Origin of the sequence: Nocardia sp. CA-128927, from assembly GCF_050955855.1 — a bacterium.
Taxonomy (GTDB): domain Bacteria; phylum Actinomycetota; class Actinomycetes; order Mycobacteriales; family Mycobacteriaceae; genus Nocardia.
In genome coordinates, this window is sequence record NZ_CP192087.1 from 6,882,891 (window position 1) to 6,902,942 (window position 20,052).

Consider the following 20,052-nt stretch of genomic DNA (forward strand, 5'->3'; position numbering starts at 1 on the left):
CACGGCGTGTAATCGGGGCAGGCGCAAGTGCTCTCGGATGGAACAGACTAGGTTGGACCGGGTGAGCATCGCGACTTCGAAGGATGTGGACGCCGAGTTCCTCGACCTCCCCCTGGCCGCGCTCGCCGAGGCCGCGTTGACCGCGGCGAAGGCGGCGGGCGCCGAACATGCCGACCTGCGGGTGCATCGGCTGGTCACCCAGTCGATCCGGCTGCGCGACGGGCGGGTCGAGTCGATCGCCGACAACGCGGAGCTCGGCTTCGCGGTCCGGGTGATCGTCGACGGCACGTGGGGCTTCGCCTCGCACGCCGCGCTGACACCGGAGACCGCGGTGGAGGTGGCCCGCAGCGCGGTGACGGTGGCGACGACCTTGCGCGCCCTCAACCGCGAGCGAGTCGAACTGGCCGACGAGCCGATCTACGACAACGTGCACTGGGTCTCGGCCTACGACCTCGATCCCTTCACCGTGTCGACCACCGACAAGGTCGCACTGCTGCAGGATTACTCGGGACGCCTGTCCGGCTCCGACGGCGTCGACCACGTCACGGCGTCGGTGCTGCAGGTGAAGGAGCAGACCTTCTACGCCGACACCGCCGGTTCGTCCATCACCCAGCAGCGGGTCCGACTGCACCCGGTGTTCGAGGCGACCACGGTCGATTCCTCGGCGGGCGTGTTCGAAACCATGCGCACACTCGCGCCGCCGGTCGGTCGCGGCTGGGAGTACGTCACCGGCGCCGACGGAACCTGGGATTGGCAGGGCGAACTCGCGCAGATCCCCGAGTGGCTCGCCGAGAAGGTCAAAGCGCCGACCGTCACCCCCGGCCCCACCGACCTGGTGATCGACCCGACCAACCTGTGGCTGACCATCCACGAATCCATCGGCCACGCCACCGAATACGACCGCGCCATCGGCTACGAATCCGCCTACGCGGGCACCTCTTTCGCCACCCCCGACAAGCTCGGCAGCCTGCAGTACGGCACGCCGGTCATGCATGTCACCGGTGACCGCACCCAGGAGTACGGCCTGGCCAGCGTCGGCTACGACGACGAGGGCGTCGCCGGGCAGCGCTGGGACCTGGTGCGCGACGGCATCCTGGTCGGCTACCAACTCGACCGCGTCTTCGCGCCACGCCTCGGCCTGGACCGTTCCAACGGCTGCTCCTACGCGGACTCGGCACATCACGTGCCGATCCAGCGGATGGCGAACGTCTCGCTGCAGCCCGACCCCGAGCGCGACACCAGCACCGAGGAGCTCATCTCCCGGGTGGACAACGGCATCTACATCGTCGGCGACAAGTCGTGGTCGATCGACATGCAGCGCTACAACTTCCAGTTCACCGGTCAGCGGTTCTTCCGGATCCGCGACGGGAAGCTGGACGGCCAGCTGCGCGATGTCGCCTACCAGGCCACCACCACCGACTTCTGGGGTGCCATGGAGGCGGTCGGCGGGCCGTCCACCTGGCAGCTCGGCGGCGCGTTCAACTGCGGCAAGGCGCAACCCGGTCAGGTCGCGGCGGTCAGTCATGGCTGCCCGTCGGTGCTGGTGCGCGGCATCAACATTCTCAACACGCGGACGGAGGCGGGTCAGTGACCGTGCAGACCATCATTGCCGCGGGCGAGGTCGTCGAGCGGGCGCTCGCGCTGTCCCGCGCCGACGAGGCGATCGTGATCGTCACCGACGCGCACGACGCATCGCTGCGGTGGGCCGGAAACTCGATGACCACCAATGGGTCGTCGGTGTCGCGCGATTGGTCCGTCGTTTCGATCTTCCGCGACGGCACCGATGCGGCGCGCGTCGGCACCATCGGCTCCACCAGCGTCGACCCCGCCGACATCGAAGCAGTGGTGCGCAAGAGCGAAGAGGCGGCCCGCACCGCCGAACCCGCCAGGGACGCGATGCCGCTGCTGGCACCGGACGGGTCCCCCGACGACTGGGCCGCCGCGCCGGGCAGCACCGGCATCGAGGTGTTCACCGACCTCGCCAGCGGTCTGTCGACCGGCTTCGACGGCAGCGACCGGCTCTACGGTTTCGCCCACCACACGGTGCACACCACCTGGTTGGGCACCTCGACCGGACTCCGGCGCCGCTTCGTGCAACCCACCGGTTCGGTGGAGATCAACGGAAAGCGCGGCGCGGGAACCGATCTCGCCAGCGCGTGGGTCGGTGTCGGCACCGCCGATTTCACCGATGTCGACGTGCCCGGCATGCTCACCGAGCTGTCCCGGCGGCTGGACTGGGCCAAGCGCAAGGTCGACCTGCCCGCAGGCCGCTACGAAACGCTGATGCCGCCCTCCACGGTTGCCGATCTCATGATCTACATGAACTGGGAGATGGAGGGCCGTGGCGCGCACGAGGGTCACACCGCGTTCTCCCGCGCGGGCGGCACGCGAATCGGTGAGCGGCTCACCGACATTCCGCTGACGCTCTACTCCGATCCGACCGCGGCCGGGCTCGAGTATCGTCCGTTCGTCGCGACTTCCTCGTCCTCCCAGGCGATGTCGGTCTTCGACAACGGCCTGTCCGCCGAGCGGGTCGACTGGGTGCGCGAGGGCGTCATCGAATCGCTGGTCTACCCGCGCGCCACGGCCGCCGAATTCGACACCGCCGCTACGGTTCCCGGCGGCAACCTGTTGCTCACCGGCGGCTCCGACGCCTCGCTCGACGAGATGATCGCCCGCACCGAACGCGGACTGCTGCTCACCACGCTCTGGTACATCCGCGAGGTCGATCCGGCCAGCCTGCTGCTCACCGGACTGACCCGCGACGGTGTCTACCTGATCGAGAACGGCGCGGTCACCGCCGCGGTCAACAACTTCCGCTTCAACGAGAGCCCGCTGGATCTGCTGCGGCGCGTCACCGAGGCGGGTGCCACCGAGATCACGCTGCCGCGCGAATGGAAGGACTGGTTCACCCGAACGGCCATGCCGCCGTTGCGGATTCCCGACTTCCACATGTCTTCGGTCAGTCAGGCAACCTGATTCGACCCGTCATCACTGCGCCAGGGTGATCTCGATCGCGATGGTGCCCTTCTTGCCGCGGCGCAGGTTGCTGCCGAAGATGGTGATCGGGCCCATCAGCCAGTACTTGCGCATGAGCAGCTTGCGCACCCGATCGGTGCCGTCCTGGTCGAGGATGCGCCCCGTACCCGCGACGACCTCGCCGCGCGTCTTGCCCGCCACATTGCACGGCTGCACGGTGACGTCGGTGTTGCGGCGCAGCCGCTTCACCTTCCAGCTGTCGGTGACGGTCCAGACGTAGAGCTTGTCGCCGTCGGCGACCGCCCACACCGCGGTGCCGACGGGCGTACCGTCCTTCCGGAACGTGGTCAGCAGAACGTAATCGGCCTTACCGACGGCCCCCAGCGTGTTCGTCATGAGGGCAGCGTATCGGGGTGTCGGCTATTCGGACATTCGGTACTCGCCGGCCTCCAGCCGTGCCAGCACACCATCGGTCCAGCTCGTGAGATTGCCGAAGACGCTGCTCCACAGTTCCAGGAGGTCCGTCGTGTGCGGCGGCTCGGAGCGGCCGCCGGGGAAGCTCGGGATCATCTCCAGCAGGCCCGCGCGGACCTCGTCGCTGCGGCGGCGCTGCTCGCGCAGTTTCTCGATGACGTGCGCGCGCGGCAGTGCGTCCATGAACGCGATGCCCGCGCCGAGTTCCTCCATGTCGATGCTGACCAGCGCCTCGTCCATCAGCTTCCGGAACTCGGCCTCGCCCTCGTCGGTGAGGTTGAACAACGTGCGACCCGGGCCCTCGCTGCTGCCCTCGGTACCGAACGCGCTCAGCTTGCCTTCCTGCGTCAGCTGTTTCAGCGCGTGGTAGATCGAGCCGGGCTTGACGTTCGTCCACGTTTCGGCACGCCAGGACAGCAATTCGCGACGCACGGCGTAGCCGTAAGTGGGTTGACGCAAGCGCATCACCCCTAGCACCAACAGGCGCACAGCCGACATGGACGAACCTCCCTCAGATAGGAGATTTCTATAGTAGTCAAACTTGACTTCCGGGTCGTCACCGCCCTAACCTTCGGTAGTCAAGTTTGATTACCGCAGCAATGGGAGAGTTCATGGGCGACGTGGCGATACCGGTGATGTGGGCCGGCAACTTGGACGACACGCTCGAGTTCTATCGGGCACTCGGCTACGAGGTAACTCAGCAACAGCGCAGTCCGTACATGTACGGCTCGGTGGAACGCAACGGCTACGGACTGAACTTCTACCGCGGCCTACAGGACACCCGGAGCGGCGAGGACGTCCAGGGCGGCTGCCTCGTCATGGTCGACGACGTGGAGGTCCTGCACAAGGAATTCAGCGCCGCACTGCGGGAGCGCTACGGCCGCATCCCGATTCGTGGCGTGCCGCGAATCAGCCGGTTCCGCACGGGCCAGAGCAGGTTCAGCGTGGTCGATCCCGGAGCGAACAGCGTCACCTACATCCAGCACAACGAGCCCGAGTACGAATACGGAGGATCACGCAAACTCGAAGGGTTACAACGGATTCTGGACAACGCGCGAATCCTGCGCTTTTCCAAGGAGGACGACGAGGCGGCACGGAAGACAATCGAGAGTGGGTTGCGCCGCTTCGCCGCCACCGCATCGACGCTCGACAAGGCGCACGCACTGGCCGAGCTCACCGAACTCGCGGTGGCGATGAAGAACGCGGACCGCGCTGCCGAATTGCGCACCGAGATCGATGCACTCGACCTCACCGCCGACGAGCGCGTCGAGATCGCGAAACACCTTCAGATCGCCGCCGACCTGGAGCAGTGGTTGGCCGACAGCGACTGATCCGCCGCAACCGCGAACCGCCGGACGCATTCTCGGGATCCGCAGTCGATATGGACTGCCAGAGAGGGGTGGATCCCGAGAGCTGGTGAGGACCCGCAGGTCGATTCCTACGAACGGTGTTGCATCCCTTCGGCTTTCACCGGAGCCAAGGTCAGTACATCGGGGCCGTCATCGGTGATGGCGACGGTGTGTTCGGAGTGGGCGGTGCGGGAGCCGTCGGCGGAGCGGATGGTCCAGCCGTCGGGGTCGGTGACGATGCGGTCGGTGGTGCGGGCGAACCAGGGCTCGATGGCGATGGTCAGACCGGGGAGCAGGCGGAAACCGCGCCCCGGTCGGCCGACGTTGGAGACGTGCGGGTCCTCGTGCATAGTGCGACCCAGTCCGTGACCGCCGAATTCGGTGTTCACCGGGTAGCCGTAGTCCCGGGCGACGGCCGAGATGGCGGCGGAGATGTCGCCGATGTGGTTGCCGGGCAACGCGACTGCGATCGCGGCGGCCAGCGCCTCCTCGGTTGCTCGCACCAGGCGCAGATCCTCTTCGGCGGCGATACCGACCACAACGGTGGTCGCTGCATCGGCCACCCAGCCGTCGATGCTCACGGCCAGGTCCGTGGTCAGCACGTCGCCGTCACGCAGTGCGTAGTCGAACGGAAGCCCGTGCAGCACAGCGTCGTTGACCGAGAGGCAGACGGTGTTGCGGAACGGGCCGCGGCCGAAGGACGGCGAGTAGTCCCAGTAGCACGATTCCGCGCCACGCTGCTTGATCCGTTCGCGCACATGGGCTTCCAGCTCCAGCAGACTCACCCCGACCTCGGCGAGCTCCCGCAACTCCCCCAGCACCTCGGCCACGAACTGGCCCGTCACGCGCATCCGCTCGATCTCACTCGGCGACTTCAGCTCCACCATGAACATCTCCCATCTCGGTATTAAAATACCACCGTAGCTTAATCGGTATTTTAATACCAACCCCGACCGTCCTTGGCCTGCAGTTTTGCCGTCCGACCCGGTCAGGGCACAGATCGGACGAGACATACTTTGATGCGCATATCTACGTAAGAACATGCACTTGCGGTATTTAAATACCACCAATACCCTGGTCGAATGGTTCGTCTCCCGTTGACCCCGGCTCAGATCGACGCGGGCCGCCGCCTCGGCACCGCCCTGCGCGCTGCCCGCGGCGACCGCGATCTCGTCGAAGTCGCACGCGCGGCAGGTATTTCGCCGGAAACCCTGCGCAAGATCGAAACCGGCCGCCTCCCCTCCCCCGCCTTCGGCACCGTCGTGGCGCTGAGCCTCACCCTCGACTACCCCCTGCAGGACCTCGCCGATACCTGGCGCGCCGCAGGCCTCGCCGCATCCGCCTGACCACCGGGCTCCGCCGATAACAGCTGCACCCGCTCTCGGGATCCACTTTGGCTCTAGGGCCCTAAAGACAGTGCGGATCCCGAGAGGGAGTGCGGATCCTCGGCCCCGCGGCGGGCAGGGGCGCTACTCGCCGACGGTCTGGCGCTGGACGATGGCGAGGCCGATCGAGCCGTCCGCGCCACGAAACAGCTTGTGCGACTTGATCGCTATGGTGCCGATGATGCCGTACTTGCGCGACACCAGATCGCGCACCCGCTGAGTGCCGGCCGCATCGAGAATCGCGGCGGTACCCGTGAAGACGTCGTCACCGATCGGGCGGCCGCGCGCATCCGACGCCTGCAGCGTCACATCCGAGTTGCGCCGGATGCGCTTGACCTTCCACGTCGTCGGATTGGTCCACACGACGATCCGATCCCCCTCCGGCGCCACCCACACCGGCGCGCCCGCCGGGGTGCCATCCTTCTTGTAGGTCGTCAGCAGCACATACTTACTGGCGCCCAACTCATTCCATGTCATAGCGAGAACGTTAAGCCGTCCCGCCCGACCGGGCATCCGTACGCGGACTCAAATCCGCACTACGCGCCGCGACGTATCCGCGGCGCGTAACGGCTCAACCTCGATGATCGCGGAAGAACGTCCGCACATCCTCGAGGAACAGCTGCGGCTGCTCCAATGCGGCGAAGTGTCCACCCTCGGCGTACTCGGTGAAGTGCTCGATGTACCCACCCGGGTTCATGACTCGGCGCATCAGCGGGTTCGTATTGAACACCGCCCAGCCCTGCGGGACACCCGAGGGCATCACCCAATCCATGCCGGAATGAGCTGTCTCCCAGAGGAACTGGGCGGCCGAGGCGCCGCTGCGGGTGAACCAGTAGATGCTGATATTGGTCAGCAGGAGATCACGATCCACCGCTTCACCGGCCGGATGTGCCGGGTCGGTCCACACCTGGAACTTCTCGGCGATCCACGCCAACTGCGCGATCGGTGAATCGGTCAACGCGGCGGCGATCGCGTTGGGCTGCGTCGTCTGCAACACCAGGTAACCCTTCTGTCCCGCCCACCGCACCTGCGCGTCCTTGATCGCCGCCAGCTCCTCGTTGGTCAGCCCCTCCGGCATCGGCAACTGCTCGCCCACCAACCCGAGCGACCCCCGATCGCTGTTGACATGCGTCGCGATCACCCGCTCCGGATAGATCGCGGCCAGCCGCCCGGTCACCCCCGCGCCGACGTCCCCGCCCTGCGCCACGAACTTCTCGTAACCGAGCCGAGTCATCAACTCCGCGAACGCATCCGTCGTCCGCGCCAACTCCCACCCGATCGACGCCAACGGCGTGGAGAACCCGAACCCCGGCAGCGACGGAATCACCACATGAAACGCGTCCGCCGAATCACCCCCGTGCGCAACCGGATCCGTCAAAGGCCCGATCAAATCGAGGAACTCGACCACCGACCCCGGATACCCGTGCGTGATCAACAGCGGTATCGCCCCCGCCTCCGCCGATCGCACGTGGATGAAATGTATTGTCTGCCCATCGATCTCGGTCGTGAACTGGTCATACGCATTCAGCCGCGCCTCCTGCGCCCGCCAGTCGAACTCGTCCCGCCAGTACTCCGCCAGCTCCGCGAGGTAGGCGGGCGCAATGCCATGGCCCCAATCGTTTTCGGTCCCCGGCACCGCATGCGGCAGCCGAGCGTGCCCCAGCCGGTCATGCAGCTCATCGAGCTCGGCCTGCGGAATGTCGATGCGGAAGGGGTGGATCGCTGTGTTCGTCATAAGAACCACTCTCGCGGGCATTGCGGAAGACTTACTTCCGCAATCCAACACTTCTTTCAGATTCTTCGAGAGTCGATTCCTAGGCTCTGCCGGGGTTGCCCTCAATCGTCGACGGGGTCGGGCTGGCACCCGCAACTCACAGACCAGGCCTTTATTGTGTGTTGGTGCGTGGCGAGATGAGCGAGACCGGTCGGAATGGCGGTGGTGGCGAGGATTCCTCGCCTCGAGCGCTGTTCGTGACCCGGTTGGAGGAGCTCTGGGTAGCCGCGGGTAATCCCACGTTGCAGCGGGTCGCGGTGGCCACCGAGGCACGGATGAAGGCCACTCGGACACCGGCGCAGAGTCCGCGGTCGTTGATGCAGCGCATCAGCGATTGGCGCAGCGGGCGTAATGTGCCGTCTCGTTTCGAATCGTTGGATCCGGTACTGGTCACCTTGATCGCACTGGCCCGGCAGACCTCCGGTCCGTTGCCATCGGTGTTGTCGAACCGGTCGGCCTGGCGGCGGTTGTGGAAAGCGGCGAGCACTCAGCCTGTCCGCCCGACGGTGCTGACCTCACTGCGACGCGATGTCCCCACCTTCGTCGGACGCGACGTCGAGGTGCAGCGAATCCTGGATGCGACAGGGCCGGGGCGGGTGGTGTCGATCCACACCGTCGACGGCATGCCAGGCGTCGGGAAAACCGCGCTGGTCACCAGGGCGGCGCATCTGCTCTCCGATGGGTTTCCCGACGGCCGGTTCTTCGTCGAACTGAATTCCCACACCCCCGGACAAGTGCCCGCCGATCCGGCCGAGGTGCTGGCCACCCTGCTCACCGGCCTCGGTATCGCACCGAGCCATATTCCCGATTCCCTGCACGCACGTCGTGACCTGTGGCGCGACCGCGTCTGCGCTAAACGAGTGCTGCTGGTCCTCGACGACGCCCGCGACCACGACCAGATCGAACCGTTGCTGCCCACCGGACCCCAATGCCTCACCTTGATCACCAGCCGCCGCAGGCTCATCGCGCTGGACAGCGCGCTGCCGCTACCACTGGACACCCTCGAGCCCGACAGCGCGATCGATCTGTTCTGCCGGTTGGCCCAACGCAACCCACACGACGAGGACATCACCGCTGTCGCCGAGATCGTCCGATTGTGCGGGTACTTGCCGCTGGCGATCGTGCTACTCGCCGGGCGACTCGCTCACCACCCCGCCTGGACTCTCACCGGACTGGCCGAGGAGTTCCGCGCGGCCCAGGATCGCCTCGGTGAACTCGATGCCGGTCAGCGCGCGGTGCGTGCCGCGTTCACCGCCTCCTACGACAACCTGCCACCCGACAGGCAGCAACTGTTCCGCACGCTGGGGCTACATCCGGGCACCGACTTCGACGCGTATGTCGTTGCCGCGTTGAACGACATACCCCTGGCCGAGGCCCGATCCGACCTCGACGCGCTGTACACCGACAACCTCGTCCAGGAGACGACACCCGGCCGATACCGCCTGCACGACCTGGTGCGCGAATACGCGCGCGCTCTCGCTTCGGCAACCGCACCCGATGACGCCGCCGAGGCCATGCGGCGGTTGCTCGACTACTACCAATACACCGCCGCGGCGGCGGACCGATGGCTCAGCCGCAGACCACGCCCCACCGACGGCAACCACACCGGTGCCCTGGTCCGTGGATTCGACAACGAGATGCACGCGCTGGTGTGGATGCGGGCCGAGCGAGCCAACATGCTCGCCTGCGTCGAGTACACCGCCGACCGCGATCCCGCGCGAATGGTTTCGCTGACCGAGGTACTGGCGGCATTACTGGAGCGCGAAGGGCCGTGGTCATCGGCGATACGGCTGCACAGGCGCGCCGCCGACGCCGCAGACCGCCTCGGCAACCGCCTAGACCACGCCAACGCCCTCACCAACCTCGGCATCGTGCAATGGCATACCGGGAAACGCCCCACCGACCTGCTCCGGCAGGCCTTGACCTTGTACCGAGCAACCGGCTACCGCATCGGCGAGGCCGACACCCTGGCGAACCTCGGCGGCCTGCACCGATACATCGGTGACAGTGCGCAGGCCATCGATCTGCTCCGGGAGGCTTTGACCTTGTACCGGGCGGCCGGCCATCCCACCGGCGAAGCCGACGCTTTGGTCAGGCTCGGCGGCGTAATTCGAGACAGCGGTGACTATGGGCAGGCCGCGGAGCTGATCCAGCAAGCCTTGATCCTGTTCCGACAGACCGGTTATCGCCTCGGCACAGCCGGCGCGCTCGGCATGCTCGGCAGCGTGCACCGCGAGGCCGGAGACTATGCACAGGCCACCGACGTGCTGCTGCGTGCGGTGGCAATGCTCCGGGAGCTCGGCAATCGCAACAACGAGGCCACCGCCCTCGGCAACCTCGGCCTGGTGAGCCGCGACCTCGGCGATTACGGTCGAGCCGCCGATCTGCTCCAACAGGCAGTGGCCCTGTTCCGGGAAATCGGCGGCCGCCTCGGCGAAGCGACCAGCCTCAACAACCTCGCGACGGTGTACCGGGAAACGGGCGACCATGAGCAGGCCGCCGACCTCTCCCAACAAGCCCTGACCTTCTTCCGGGAGATCGGCTTCCGCGTCGGCGAAACCGAAGCACTCGTGAACCTCGGCGCGGTCTTCCTGGCCACCAGCGATCACGATCGGGCCGCCGACCTCTCCCGGCAGGCCCTGGACCTGAGTCGGAAGATCGGCTACCGCAGCAGAGAATGCGAGGCACTCACCAACACCGCGAAGGCACTGTTGGCGTCCGGCAAACCAGATGAGGCGCTGACCATGTTCACCGACGCGTCGACCCTAGCCAACGACATCAACAGCCGAATCGCGCAGGCCCGCGCCCTGGAAGGCATCGCACGCTGCCGAGCCGCCCTCGGCGACACCAACACCGCCACCACCCACTTGCGCCACGCCATCGACATCTACCGCAGCCTCGACGCATCCGAAACCGACGCCGCGACAACCTATCTCGCCACCCTCGAAGCCCTGCCGCCGAAGCCCGCGTGATCGCTCCCGGATACCGGGCCCGATAGCCTGCATAATCGATCTCATTCGCCATCCGTTAGCCATGGCGCCCAATTCGGCCTCCATGACGGCTTTCCTACTTCGGTGGAGTGACCCTGATGGTGGACGATGTGGCTGCGACGGCGGCGTTCTATGAAGCGGCGTTCGGGCTGGGGACGGTGTTCGCCGATCCGGATGGCACGTTCGTGGTGCTCGGGAGGGGTGTCTGGACGCCGGGGCCGTCGGCGCCGAGTCTCACCATCGAACACTGGAAGAAGATCGAGGACTTCGCGGAACCCGGTCCTGCCAACGCTTTTCGAGTGTTTCTCGAGACCGCGGATGTGGACGATGCGTACCGGGATGCACTTGCGGCGGGAGCGGGCAGCGCGTTGGAGCCGACGACGCGGCCGTGGGGGCAGCGGGTGGCCGTTGTGCGCGATCCCAATGGCGTCATCGTCGAGATCGGAGCTCCTGGCGACTACGGCTGAGCACCCGGTGATCGCCGGGCCGAGGATCTCTATCGAAGGGAGTAAGCAGTAATGCGTCGAATCATGGTCATCACGGCGGCGGTGGCCGCTGCCGTCCCGCTGGTCCTCGGCAATGCGTCCGCCGCCCCACTATCGGTGCCATATTCCTTGGCCGCCATGGTTTCCGCGAGCGTGACCACCGCGCCGCCGGGTGCACCGCCCGGCGCCAACGACTGGGGATGCGTCCCTTCGGCGGCCCATCCGCAGCCGGTTGTGCTGGTGCACGGACTGAGTGGCAACGGCGAAAACAGTTGGCAGACTTTCGCTCCGCTGCTCGCGAACGAAGGGTACTGCGTCTACGCGCTGACCTACGGCGTCTATCCGACGGATCGTGGCATCGTGGCGGGTGTGGGCGGTCGAGCCCCGATCGACGAATCCAGTTCGGAAATGCGGCAATTCGTCGATCGGGTGCGCGCCGCGACGAGAACCGATCGGGTGGATCTGCTCAGCTGGTCCGAGGGCACGCTGGTCAGCGCCGCATATCTACAGTTCCTGGCGGGAGCGACGGCCGTCGATCAATCGATCAACCTGGCACCGATCTGGGACGGCACCGCCATCACCGACCCGCTGGATTCACCGTTGTCCATCCTCGGCCTGCACGGCGACCTCTACCAGTCGCTGGACCCCACCTGCGCCGCCTGTGCGGAGCTCCGCACCGGATCCGACTTCATCAATCGGCTACAGGCCAGCGGCGTCTACGCGCCGAACGTGCACTACACCAACATCGTCACCACCACCGACATCCAGGTCCAGCCCTACACCAGCGGTGTGCGCCCCGCCCCGAACGCGACGAACATTGTGCTGCAAGACATCTGCCCGGTGAACCTGTCCGGCCACCTCTCCGTCTCGGTCGACCCGACCGTCACCGCCCTCGCCCTGCAAGCCCTCGACCCGGGCACGCCGCGCCAGATCCCGTGCGCTCCGTCCCAAGCGCCACCCGGCGTCTGATCGGACCGGTTCGCTGCTACGCCTGTTTCTCGACGTCACCCACTGAGGAGTTCTCGAGCGACGAATACCCTGATGCACTGCGGGGGCCTCAGCCAGTAGCTGAGGCCCCCGCCGTCGTGCCGACCGGTGTCCGAGTGATTTCCTCTGGGCCCCTGCCTCGATACATGAGGCTTTCATACTTCCGGGTAATCGGCGCACCGAGCGACGCCGCAATCGGTGAGCTCGCGTGCTCGTGCAGCTGTATGAGCAGTGCGACGCCGTGCTTGCACCCGAATCGCCGCCCGAAAGCCGTTCGTAGATAACGAATTAGCAACGCCGGGTCCGAAACGTGCTCAAACTGTTCCGCTCGCCGTCACCTGCCGCGCACCAAGAATTCGCCCGTGAGCCGCCGCCCGGCAACGGTCCGCCCGCTACTGCGGATTTGCCCCTCGGATAGCCTGTCCGGATGTTCTTGGCCCAGATCGTCGCCGCTCGCGTGCCGAGCCGGATGCTGTCCGTGTTCGTGCGGCACGCGGAGCTGCTGAAATTCCTGACCGTCGGAGCCATCGCCTTCGTCACCACCATGGTGCTCTTCTTCGGGTTGAAATGGACTGTGCTGGAAGGTAAGCCGGTGACCGCGAACGTGGTCGCCGTGCTGATCGCCACCGTCGTGTCCTACGTGCTGAACCGCGAGTGGGCGTTCACCGCGCGCGGCGGACGTGAGCGCCGTCACGAAGCGGCCCTGTTCTTCCTGGTGGCGAGCATCGGCATGGTGATCAACCAGCTGCCCCTCGCCGTGTCGAGCTACCTCTTCGAGCTCCGTACCCCGCATGTGTCGGTGCTGGTGGAGAACATCGCCGACTTCATCAGCGCGACCGTGATCGGCACCCTGCTGGCCACGGTTTTCCGCTGGTGGGCCATGCGTAAGTTCGTGTTCCCCGATCCGGTGCGACCCACCTTGGAACACGACGAGCCGGTTTCCGAGACGCGAGCCTGAACGTGCTGGTTGCCATCCCGGCGGGAAAGGTGACGCTGTCGGATCGGCGGACCCAGCGCAGTTGGTCGGTCGAGGTCGCACCATTTCAGCTGGCGGCGGTCCCGGTCACGCAGGAGCAGTACGAACAGGTCACCGGACAGCACCCGAGCAGCAGTCGCGGCGACCGACTGCCGGTCGACAGCGTCTCGTGGTGGGACACGCTGCGTTTCTGCAATGCACTCTCCACCCAGGAGGGGCTGACGCCCGCGTATCGGCTCGACGACGAGAACGCCTTGTGGGACAACACCGCCGACGGCTATCGACTGCCGACCGAGGCCGAATGGGAGCACGCGTGCCGCGCCGGAAGCACCGGTCCGCGCTACGGTGAGCTCGACGAAATCGCCTGGTATAGGGGCAATTCGAACGAGCACATGCACGAGGTGGGCGGCAAGCGGCCCAATGCCTGGGGTCTGCACGACATGCTCGGCAACACCTGGGACTGGTGCTGGGACATCTACGACGCCGAAATCTATGGCTCCTACCGGGTATTGCGCGGTGGCGGCTGGTTCGACGAACACTGGAGCTGCCGCGCCTCGGTGCGCCGCCGCAGCCATCCGACGCTGCGCCTGGACGATGTGGGGTTCCGCGTCGCGCGTTCGCTGAGTTCCTGATTCGGGGCGTGCCGCTGCGGTCTTCTGTTGCGGCCGTTCGGCTTTCGCCAACACGCACCCTTGCGGTTCGGTAGGGTGGCTGCTCACCCGCGACGCGCAGAACTTCGACGAGCATGGGCGGCGCCACCAGTACCGAGTCAACGTGCTCGGCGAGCGCGTGCTGCGCGTGTGTGAGCACGTTCAGCACAACCCGGATGCCCCATGCAACGAGGCGCAGGGCGCGGTCGCCACCGTGCTCGCACCCGATGCCCTCCCCCAGCACCTCCTGGAGCTCGCCATCCGGGCCACAGCATCAGTCGGGCTACCGCTCGGCGGCGTCGATCTGGTTCCCGAGCGCGGAGGCGTGGTGTTCGAGGTGAATGTGCACCCCGTGCTCGACGTTCCGCAAGGATTCGAAACGGTGACCGTTCCCTTCGTGCTCGCGCACCTCACCGGCACCGCGAACCCGATCTCGCCGCGGCACGAATCCCTGCGCCCACACCGCTGATCGGACATTCCCGACAGGTTCTTCCGTACGCTCCACGAAATCGTCGGCGCCGCACATACTGTCCGGTACAAGCATGGCTATCACCCAGACAACGCGCCAGTGGCACCTCGAGCAGGTGCCACATCGACCCCCGAAGCGAGCGTATTCATGGTCATCTTCGCTGTGCACGACGCCCTCCTCGCACAGATCGGCAATCCGACCCCGGAAGCGCCGCCGGTCTCGGACAAGATCTTGCAGATGGTCCGCTACCTGACCTGGCTGGTGCTGCTGTCCGGGGTCTGCGGAATCACCTACGCCGGTGGTCGATTCGCGTGGGAGAAGTGGCAGGGCGGTCCGATCGACTCGCCGAAGATGATCGCCGGGGCGATGATCGGCGGAGTGGTCGCCACGAGCGCGGGCACGATCATGAACGCGGTCGTCGGCTGAGCTGTCGCCCGCTCGTCGCAGAGCGATCGCAACGCCCGGCATCGAGTCGCACCTGAGCGGTTTGATCGCGGAAGGAAGCTTTCCGCGATTGCTGCGATGATCGAGCGATGTTGGAGACCTCCGCGCGACTGCTTCGGCTGCTGTCGCTGCTGCAACTGCATCGTGATTGGACCGGCCCCGTCCTCGCCGAGCGCCTCGGGGTTTCCACCCGCACGGTCCGCACCGACATCGAGCGACTGCGGATCCTCGGCTACCCCGTGCACGCCACACCCGGTGTCGCGGGCGGCTACCGGCTCGGGGCTGGCTCCGCGCTGCCGCCGCTGCTGCTCGATGACGACGAGGCCGTCGCGGTCGCGGTCGGCCTGGCCACCGCGGCCAACGGTGCGGTCACCGGGATCGAGGAGACCTCGGTGCGGGCGCTGGTGAAGTTGCAGCAGGTGTTGCCTTCTCGGCTGCGTAATCGGGTGGAGGCGCTGACCTCGGCGACCGTGCACGTGCCCGGCGTGGGCAAGCCGACGGTCGACGCCGCGGTGCTCACTGCCGTCGCCGGTGCGATCCGCGCGAGCGAGCGGTTGCGCTTCGACTACGAAACGCATTCCGGCACACCGTCACGTCGCGATGTCGAGCCGCATCGGCTGGTGCACTGGCGCGGCCACTGGTATCTGGCCGCGTGGGATCCTGGGCGGGGCGACTGGCGCACCTTCCGCGTGGACCGGATCACGCCGAAGACACCGAACGGCCCGCGGTTCACGCCGCGGGAGGTGCCGGAGGCCGAAATCGCCGAACGCGTGCAGCGGGGTGTCGGCACAGCGACCTGGCGTTATCGTGCGACGGTGCGAATGGCCGCGTCCGCCAGCGAGATTCGAGCGAGGATTCCGGCGGCGGTGACCGTCGAGCCGGACGGTCCGGGGCACTGTGTGGTTCAGGTGGGTTCGGATACGCCGCAGATGCTGACGTTCTACCTCGGTCTGGCCGACGTCGATTTCGAGGTACTGGACGCCCCGGAGCTCGCCGAACAACTGCTGGCGACCGCCGAGCGATTCCGCAGAGCGGCCGGTCACGAATGAAACATCAGCGCATCGGAATTCGGCGATAAAGTGAAACCCGACCGGACCGAGCGGAATACGCCGATCGCGGCCGGGCCGTCACTCTCCGCAATTCCCTACTAGGGCTGGTTGGCGCCCGCGATGCCACCGATGCTGCAGCCCGGTATGGCGCCGACAATGACGAAGATCAGGCCGATCAAGAACCCGATCAACACTCCGGCCACGGTGGTACCCGCGTCACCGATGAACTGCGGCGCACCCGCTTCCGGAGCGGCTGCCCCGACCGGCGTCAGCGTCAAAGTGGTTGCGCTGGCGTTGACTTCCGGCGCCACCCGCACCTGCTGGCCGGACACCGATTGACTTTCACGCTATTCCAATTCCCCTTCGGTCTCCAGGTAGACCTGACGCAACCGATCCAGTGTTTCCTGCTCCGGATGCTCCCACAGATCGCGCTCGGCGGCCTCCAGCAGCCGCTCGGCAATGCCGTGCAGCGCCCACGGGTTGGACTGCTCCATGAACTTGCGGTTCACGTCGTCGAAAACATAGCTCTCCGCGAGCTTCTCGTACATCCAGTCGGCGACCACATTGGTGGTGGCGTCGTAGCCGAACAGGTAGTCGACCGTCGCCGCCATCTCGAACGCGCCCTTGTAGCCGTGCCTGCGCATGGCCTCCAGCCAGCGTGGGTTCACCACGCGGGCCCGGAACACCCGGGAGGTCTCCTCGGAGAGTGTGCGGGTGCGCACCGCGTCAGGGCGGGTGCTGTCGCCGATGTAGGCCTCGGGGTTCTTGCCGGTGAGCGCGCGCACGGTGGCGACCATGCCGCCGTGGAACTGGAAGTAGTCGTCGGAGTCGGCGATGTCGTGTTCGCGGGTGTCGGTGTTCTTGGCCGCCACCGCGATTCGGCGGTACGCGGTGCGCATGTCGTCGGCGGCGGGTGCGCCGTCGAGGTCGCGGCCGTAGGCGTAGCCGCCCCAGGTGGTGTAGACCTGCGCGAGGTCGTCATCGGTGCGCCAGCTCTTCGAATCGATGAGCTGCAGCAGGCCCGCGCCGTAGGTGCCCGGCTTGGAACCGAAGATGCGGGTGGTGGCGCGGCGGGCGTCGCCGTGCTCGGCCAGGTCGGCGTCGGCATGTGCGCGAACGTAATTCGACTCGGCGGGCTCGTCGAGTTCGGCGACCATCCGCACCGCGTCGTCGAGCAGGGCGAGCACGTGCGGGAACGCGTCGCGGAAGAAGCCGCTGATGCGCACCGTCACATCGACACGGGGACGGGACAATTCGTCGAGCGAGATCACCTCGAGGGTGGTGACGCGGCGGCTCGCCTCGTCCCACACCGGCCGGACACCCAGCAGCGCAAGGACTTCGGCGATGTCGTCGCCGGAGGTACGCATCGCCGAGGTGCCCCACACCGAAAGACCCACCGAGCGCGGGTACTCGCCATGATCGGCGAGGTAACGGACGAGCAGCGAATCCGCCATGGCCTGACCGGTTTCCCAGGCCAGCCGAGAGGGGACGGCCTTCGGGTCGACGGAGTAGAAGTTGCGGCCGGTCGGCAGGACGTTGATCAGGCCGCGCAGCGGTGAGCCGCTGGGCCCCGCCGGGATGAAGCCGCCGTTGAGGGCGTGCAGGACGCGGTCGATTTCGATGCCGGTTTGGCGGAGGCGGGGGACGACTTCGGTTGCGGCGAAACGGAGTACGTCACGGACGGCGGTGAGCCGGGGATCGGTGGCGAGGGCGCCATCCGCCGTTGCGAGGAGCGAGGCGGCGAACTCGTCGACGAGTCGGTCTACCGCGTCCGCCGACCAGTCGGCTGCCTGCAATGCGGCGACAAGTCCGCGAGCCTGGCTCTCCACCACGTCGACCCGGCCGCGGACCTCGGTGCCGGATTCGTCCAGCCCCAACGCTTCCCGAAGGCCGGGCACGTTGCGTTCGCCGCCCCACAGTTGACGGGCGCGCAGCATGGCGAGTACGAGGTCGACCTCGCTCTCCCCCGCCGGCGCCTGGCCGAGGATGTGCAGGCCGTCGCGGATCTGCACGTCCTTGATCTCGCACAGCCAGCCGTCGACGTGCAGCAGCATGTCGTCGAAGACTTCCTCGTCCGGGCGTTCGGCGAGGCCGAGGTCGTGGTCCATCTTGGCCGCGCGCATCAGCGTCCAGATCTGCTGGCGGATGGCGGGCAGTTTGGCCGGGTCGAGGGTAGAGATGTTGGCGTGCTCGTCGAGCAGCTGCTCCAAACGCGAGATGTCGCCGTAGCTTTCGGCGCGGGCCATCGGCGGGATCAGGTGGTCGACCAGGGTCGCGTGGGCGCGGCGCTTGGCCTGGGTGCCTTCGCCGGGGTCGTTGACCAGGAACGGGTAGATCAGCGGCAGGTCGCCGAGGGCGGCGTCGGTGCCGCAGGAGGCGGACATGCCGAGGGTCTTGCCGGGCAGCCACTCCAGGTTGCCGTGCTTGCCGAGGTGCACCATCGCGTCGGCGCCGAAACCCTCGGCAGACCTGACCCACTGGTATGCGGCCAGGTAGTGGTGGCTGGGCGGCAGATCGGGGTCGTGATAGATGGCGACCGGGTTCTCGCCGAAACCGCGGGGCGGCTGCACCATCAGCACGACATTGCCGAAACGCAATGCGGCGATGACGATTTCACCATTCGGGTCGGCGGAACGGTCGACATAGAGTTCGCCGGGCGGCGGGCCCCACGCCTCGACGATGGCCTCGCGCAGGTCCTCGGGCAGCGTGTCGAACCAGGCGGTGTAGGCGGCCGCGCTGATCCGAATCGGGTTGCCCTCCAGCTGTTCCGCAGTCAGCCAGTCCGGATCCTGGCCGCCCGCCGCGATGAGCGCGTGAATGAGGGCGTCGCCGTCGTGCTCGTCGAGGCCGGGGATCTCACCCGGTGCGCCGAGGTCGTAACCGGCGGTGCGCATTTCGGTGAGCAGCCGGATCGCGCTCGCCGGGGTGTCGAGGCCGACGGCATTGCCGATCCGGGCGTGCTTGGTCGGGTAGGCCGACAGCATCAGGGCAACGCGCTTGCGTTCGGCCGGGATGTGCCGCAGCCGCGCGTAGCGCACCGCGATGCCCGCGACCCGGGCCGCGCGCTCGGCGTCCGGGACGTAGGTGGATAGGCCGTCGGCGTCGAACTCCTTGAAGGAGAACGGAACCGTGATGATCCGGCCGTCGAACTCGGGGACGGCGACCTGGGTGGCGACGTCCAGCGGGGACAGGCCGTCGTCGTTGGCCGCCCACTGCTCGCGACCGCTGGTCAGGCACAAGCCTTGCAGGATCGGCACATCCAGGTCGGCGAGTGCGCCGACGTCCCAGGACTCGTCTTCACCGCCTGCCGAAGCGGTCGCGGGCTTGGTGCCGCCCGCGGCGAGGACCGTCACGACGAGGGTGTCGGCTTGCCGCAGTGTGGCAAGCAGTTCCGGCTCGGCGGTGCGCAGCGAGGCGCAGTACAGCGGGAGTGCGCGGGCGCCCGCGTCTTCGATCGCGTGGCAGAGGGCATCGATGTAGCCGGTGTTTCCGGCGAGATGCTGTGCGCGGTAGTAGATCACCGCCACGGTGGGCTGGTCCGCGACCGGTTCGGCCGAAACTCGTTCCAGCACACCCCAGCTCGGCAGCTGCACCGGCGGCTCGAAGCCGTGGCCGGTCAGCAGGACCGTGTCGGAGAGGAAGTTGTGCAGCTGCAGCAGGTTTTCCGACCCGCCCGCGGCCAGGTAGTTGTGTGCGTCGGCGGCGACACCGCCGGGCACGGTAGAGCACTCCATCAGCTCCGCGTCCGGCGCGATCTCGCCGCCCAGCGCCACCATCGGCACGCCGCTGGCGCGGATCGCGTCGAGGCCGTCCTCCCAGGCGCGCTTGCCGCCGAGGATGCGCACGATCACCAGATCGGCGCCATCGAGCAGCGCGGGCAGGTCGTCCACCAGCAGCCGCGCGGGGTTGCCCCACCGGTACTCGGCGCCGCTCGCGCGGGCGCTCAGCAGATCGGTGTCGGACGTGGACAGCAGCAGAATCACAGGTGACGGCCTTCCTCGGGTTACGCGCCCATCGGGGGGTTGCTGCTCGCCGGAGAGG

Annotated in this window: 19 protein-coding genes; 12 read left to right on the forward strand and 7 right to left on the reverse strand. The window is 67.1% G+C overall.

Going from position 1 to position 20,052, the window contains the following annotated elements:
• Positions 1 to 37: 37 nt before the first annotated feature.
• On the forward strand, positions 38 to 1,591 hold the full coding sequence (locus ACQPW1_RS31535) for a TldD/PmbA family protein (RefSeq protein WP_433655404.1): 1,554 nt from the start codon (positions 38 to 40) through the stop codon (positions 1,589 to 1,591).
• Positions 1,592 to 1,602: 11 nt separating this feature from the next.
• Positions 1,603 to 2,979 (forward strand): metallopeptidase TldD-related protein, encoded by a 1,377-nt coding sequence (locus ACQPW1_RS31540; RefSeq protein WP_433665375.1) that lies wholly within the window; start codon positions 1,603 to 1,605, stop codon positions 2,977 to 2,979.
• A gap of 12 nt (positions 2,980 to 2,991) precedes the next feature.
• Here the strand turns inward: ACQPW1_RS31540 and ACQPW1_RS31545 are convergent, their stop codons facing one another.
• The gene (locus ACQPW1_RS31545; protein WP_433655405.1) at positions 2,992 to 3,375 is read right to left on the reverse strand and encodes a PPOX class F420-dependent oxidoreductase; all 384 of its coding nucleotides are present in this window, start codon (positions 3,373 to 3,375) and stop codon (positions 2,992 to 2,994) included.
• Positions 3,376 to 3,399: 24 nt separating this feature from the next.
• A complete protein-coding gene (locus tag ACQPW1_RS31550) occupies positions 3,400 to 3,951 on the reverse strand; it encodes a PadR family transcriptional regulator (protein WP_433655406.1) in 552 nt (183 codons plus the stop codon).
• 113 nt (positions 3,952 to 4,064) lie between these two features.
• Here ACQPW1_RS31550 and ACQPW1_RS31555 point away from each other — a divergent pair, with 113 nt between their 5' ends.
• On the forward strand, positions 4,065 to 4,784 hold the full coding sequence (locus ACQPW1_RS31555; protein WP_433655407.1) for a glyoxalase: 720 nt from the start codon (positions 4,065 to 4,067) through the stop codon (positions 4,782 to 4,784).
• A 107-nt stretch (positions 4,785 to 4,891) separates the two neighbouring features.
• On the opposite strand, the gene map is transcribed toward ACQPW1_RS31555, so the two are convergent.
• A complete protein-coding gene (gene map / locus ACQPW1_RS31560; RefSeq protein WP_433655408.1) occupies positions 4,892 to 5,689 on the reverse strand; it encodes a type I methionyl aminopeptidase in 798 nt (265 codons plus the stop codon).
• A 195-nt stretch (positions 5,690 to 5,884) separates the two neighbouring features.
• Between map and ACQPW1_RS31565 the strand changes: the two genes are divergently transcribed.
• On the forward strand, positions 5,885 to 6,148 hold the full coding sequence (locus ACQPW1_RS31565; RefSeq protein WP_433655409.1) for a helix-turn-helix transcriptional regulator: 264 nt from the start codon (positions 5,885 to 5,887) through the stop codon (positions 6,146 to 6,148).
• Positions 6,149 to 6,271: 123 nt separating this feature from the next.
• Here the strand turns inward: ACQPW1_RS31565 and ACQPW1_RS31570 are convergent, their stop codons facing one another.
• Together ACQPW1_RS31570 and ACQPW1_RS31575 are read right to left on the reverse strand one after the other, a co-directional pair.
• Positions 6,272 to 6,664, reverse strand: a complete 393-nt coding sequence (locus tag ACQPW1_RS31570) for a PPOX class F420-dependent oxidoreductase (protein WP_433655410.1) — start codon at positions 6,662 to 6,664, stop codon at positions 6,272 to 6,274.
• A gap of 94 nt (positions 6,665 to 6,758) precedes the next feature.
• A complete protein-coding gene (locus tag ACQPW1_RS31575; protein WP_433655411.1) occupies positions 6,759 to 7,922 on the reverse strand; it encodes an epoxide hydrolase family protein in 1,164 nt (387 codons plus the stop codon).
• 176 nt (positions 7,923 to 8,098) lie between these two features.
• On the opposite strand from ACQPW1_RS31575, the gene ACQPW1_RS31580 reads away from it, so the two are divergent.
• The 8 genes from ACQPW1_RS31580 (at position 8,099) to ACQPW1_RS31615 (ending at position 16,011) form a co-directional block, all read left to right on the forward strand.
• Positions 8,099 to 10,933, forward strand: coding sequence for an ATP-binding protein (locus ACQPW1_RS31580; RefSeq protein ID WP_433655412.1), 2,835 nt, complete (start codon positions 8,099 to 8,101; stop codon positions 10,931 to 10,933).
• A gap of 116 nt (positions 10,934 to 11,049) precedes the next feature.
• Positions 11,050 to 11,418, forward strand: coding sequence for a VOC family protein (locus ACQPW1_RS31585; RefSeq protein WP_433655413.1), 369 nt, complete (start codon positions 11,050 to 11,052; stop codon positions 11,416 to 11,418).
• Between the two features lie 51 nt (positions 11,419 to 11,469).
• Entirely contained in the window at positions 11,470 to 12,405 is a 936-nt protein-coding gene (locus tag ACQPW1_RS31590; RefSeq protein WP_433655414.1) for an esterase/lipase family protein, read from the forward strand.
• 445 nt (positions 12,406 to 12,850) lie between these two features.
• Positions 12,851 to 13,381, forward strand: coding sequence for a GtrA family protein (locus ACQPW1_RS31595; protein WP_433655415.1), 531 nt, complete (start codon positions 12,851 to 12,853; stop codon positions 13,379 to 13,381).
• 5 nt (positions 13,382 to 13,386) lie between these two features.
• Entirely contained in the window at positions 13,387 to 14,031 is a 645-nt protein-coding gene (locus tag ACQPW1_RS31600) for a formylglycine-generating enzyme family protein (protein WP_433665376.1), read from the forward strand.
• 79 nt (positions 14,032 to 14,110) lie between these two features.
• Positions 14,111 to 14,518, forward strand: coding sequence for a hypothetical protein (locus ACQPW1_RS31605; RefSeq protein WP_433665377.1), 408 nt, complete (start codon positions 14,111 to 14,113; stop codon positions 14,516 to 14,518).
• A gap of 147 nt (positions 14,519 to 14,665) precedes the next feature.
• Positions 14,666 to 14,944: a hypothetical protein gene (locus ACQPW1_RS31610; protein ID WP_379292008.1), complete on the forward strand. Its 279-nt coding sequence runs from the start codon at positions 14,666 to 14,668 to the stop codon at positions 14,942 to 14,944.
• Between the two features lie 107 nt (positions 14,945 to 15,051).
• On the forward strand, positions 15,052 to 16,011 hold the full coding sequence (locus ACQPW1_RS31615; RefSeq protein WP_433655416.1) for a helix-turn-helix transcriptional regulator: 960 nt from the start codon (positions 15,052 to 15,054) through the stop codon (positions 16,009 to 16,011).
• Between the two features lie 98 nt (positions 16,012 to 16,109).
• Here ACQPW1_RS31615 and ACQPW1_RS31620 read toward each other — a convergent pair whose 3' ends face one another.
• Positions 16,110 to 16,343: a hypothetical protein gene (locus ACQPW1_RS31620; protein WP_433655417.1), complete on the reverse strand. Its 234-nt coding sequence runs from the start codon at positions 16,341 to 16,343 to the stop codon at positions 16,110 to 16,112.
• A 15-nt stretch (positions 16,344 to 16,358) separates the two neighbouring features.
• Positions 16,359 to 19,994, reverse strand: coding sequence for a cobaltochelatase subunit CobN (cobN, locus tag ACQPW1_RS31625; protein WP_433655418.1), 3,636 nt, complete (start codon positions 19,992 to 19,994; stop codon positions 16,359 to 16,361).
• Positions 19,995 to 20,052 lie beyond the last annotated feature (58 nt).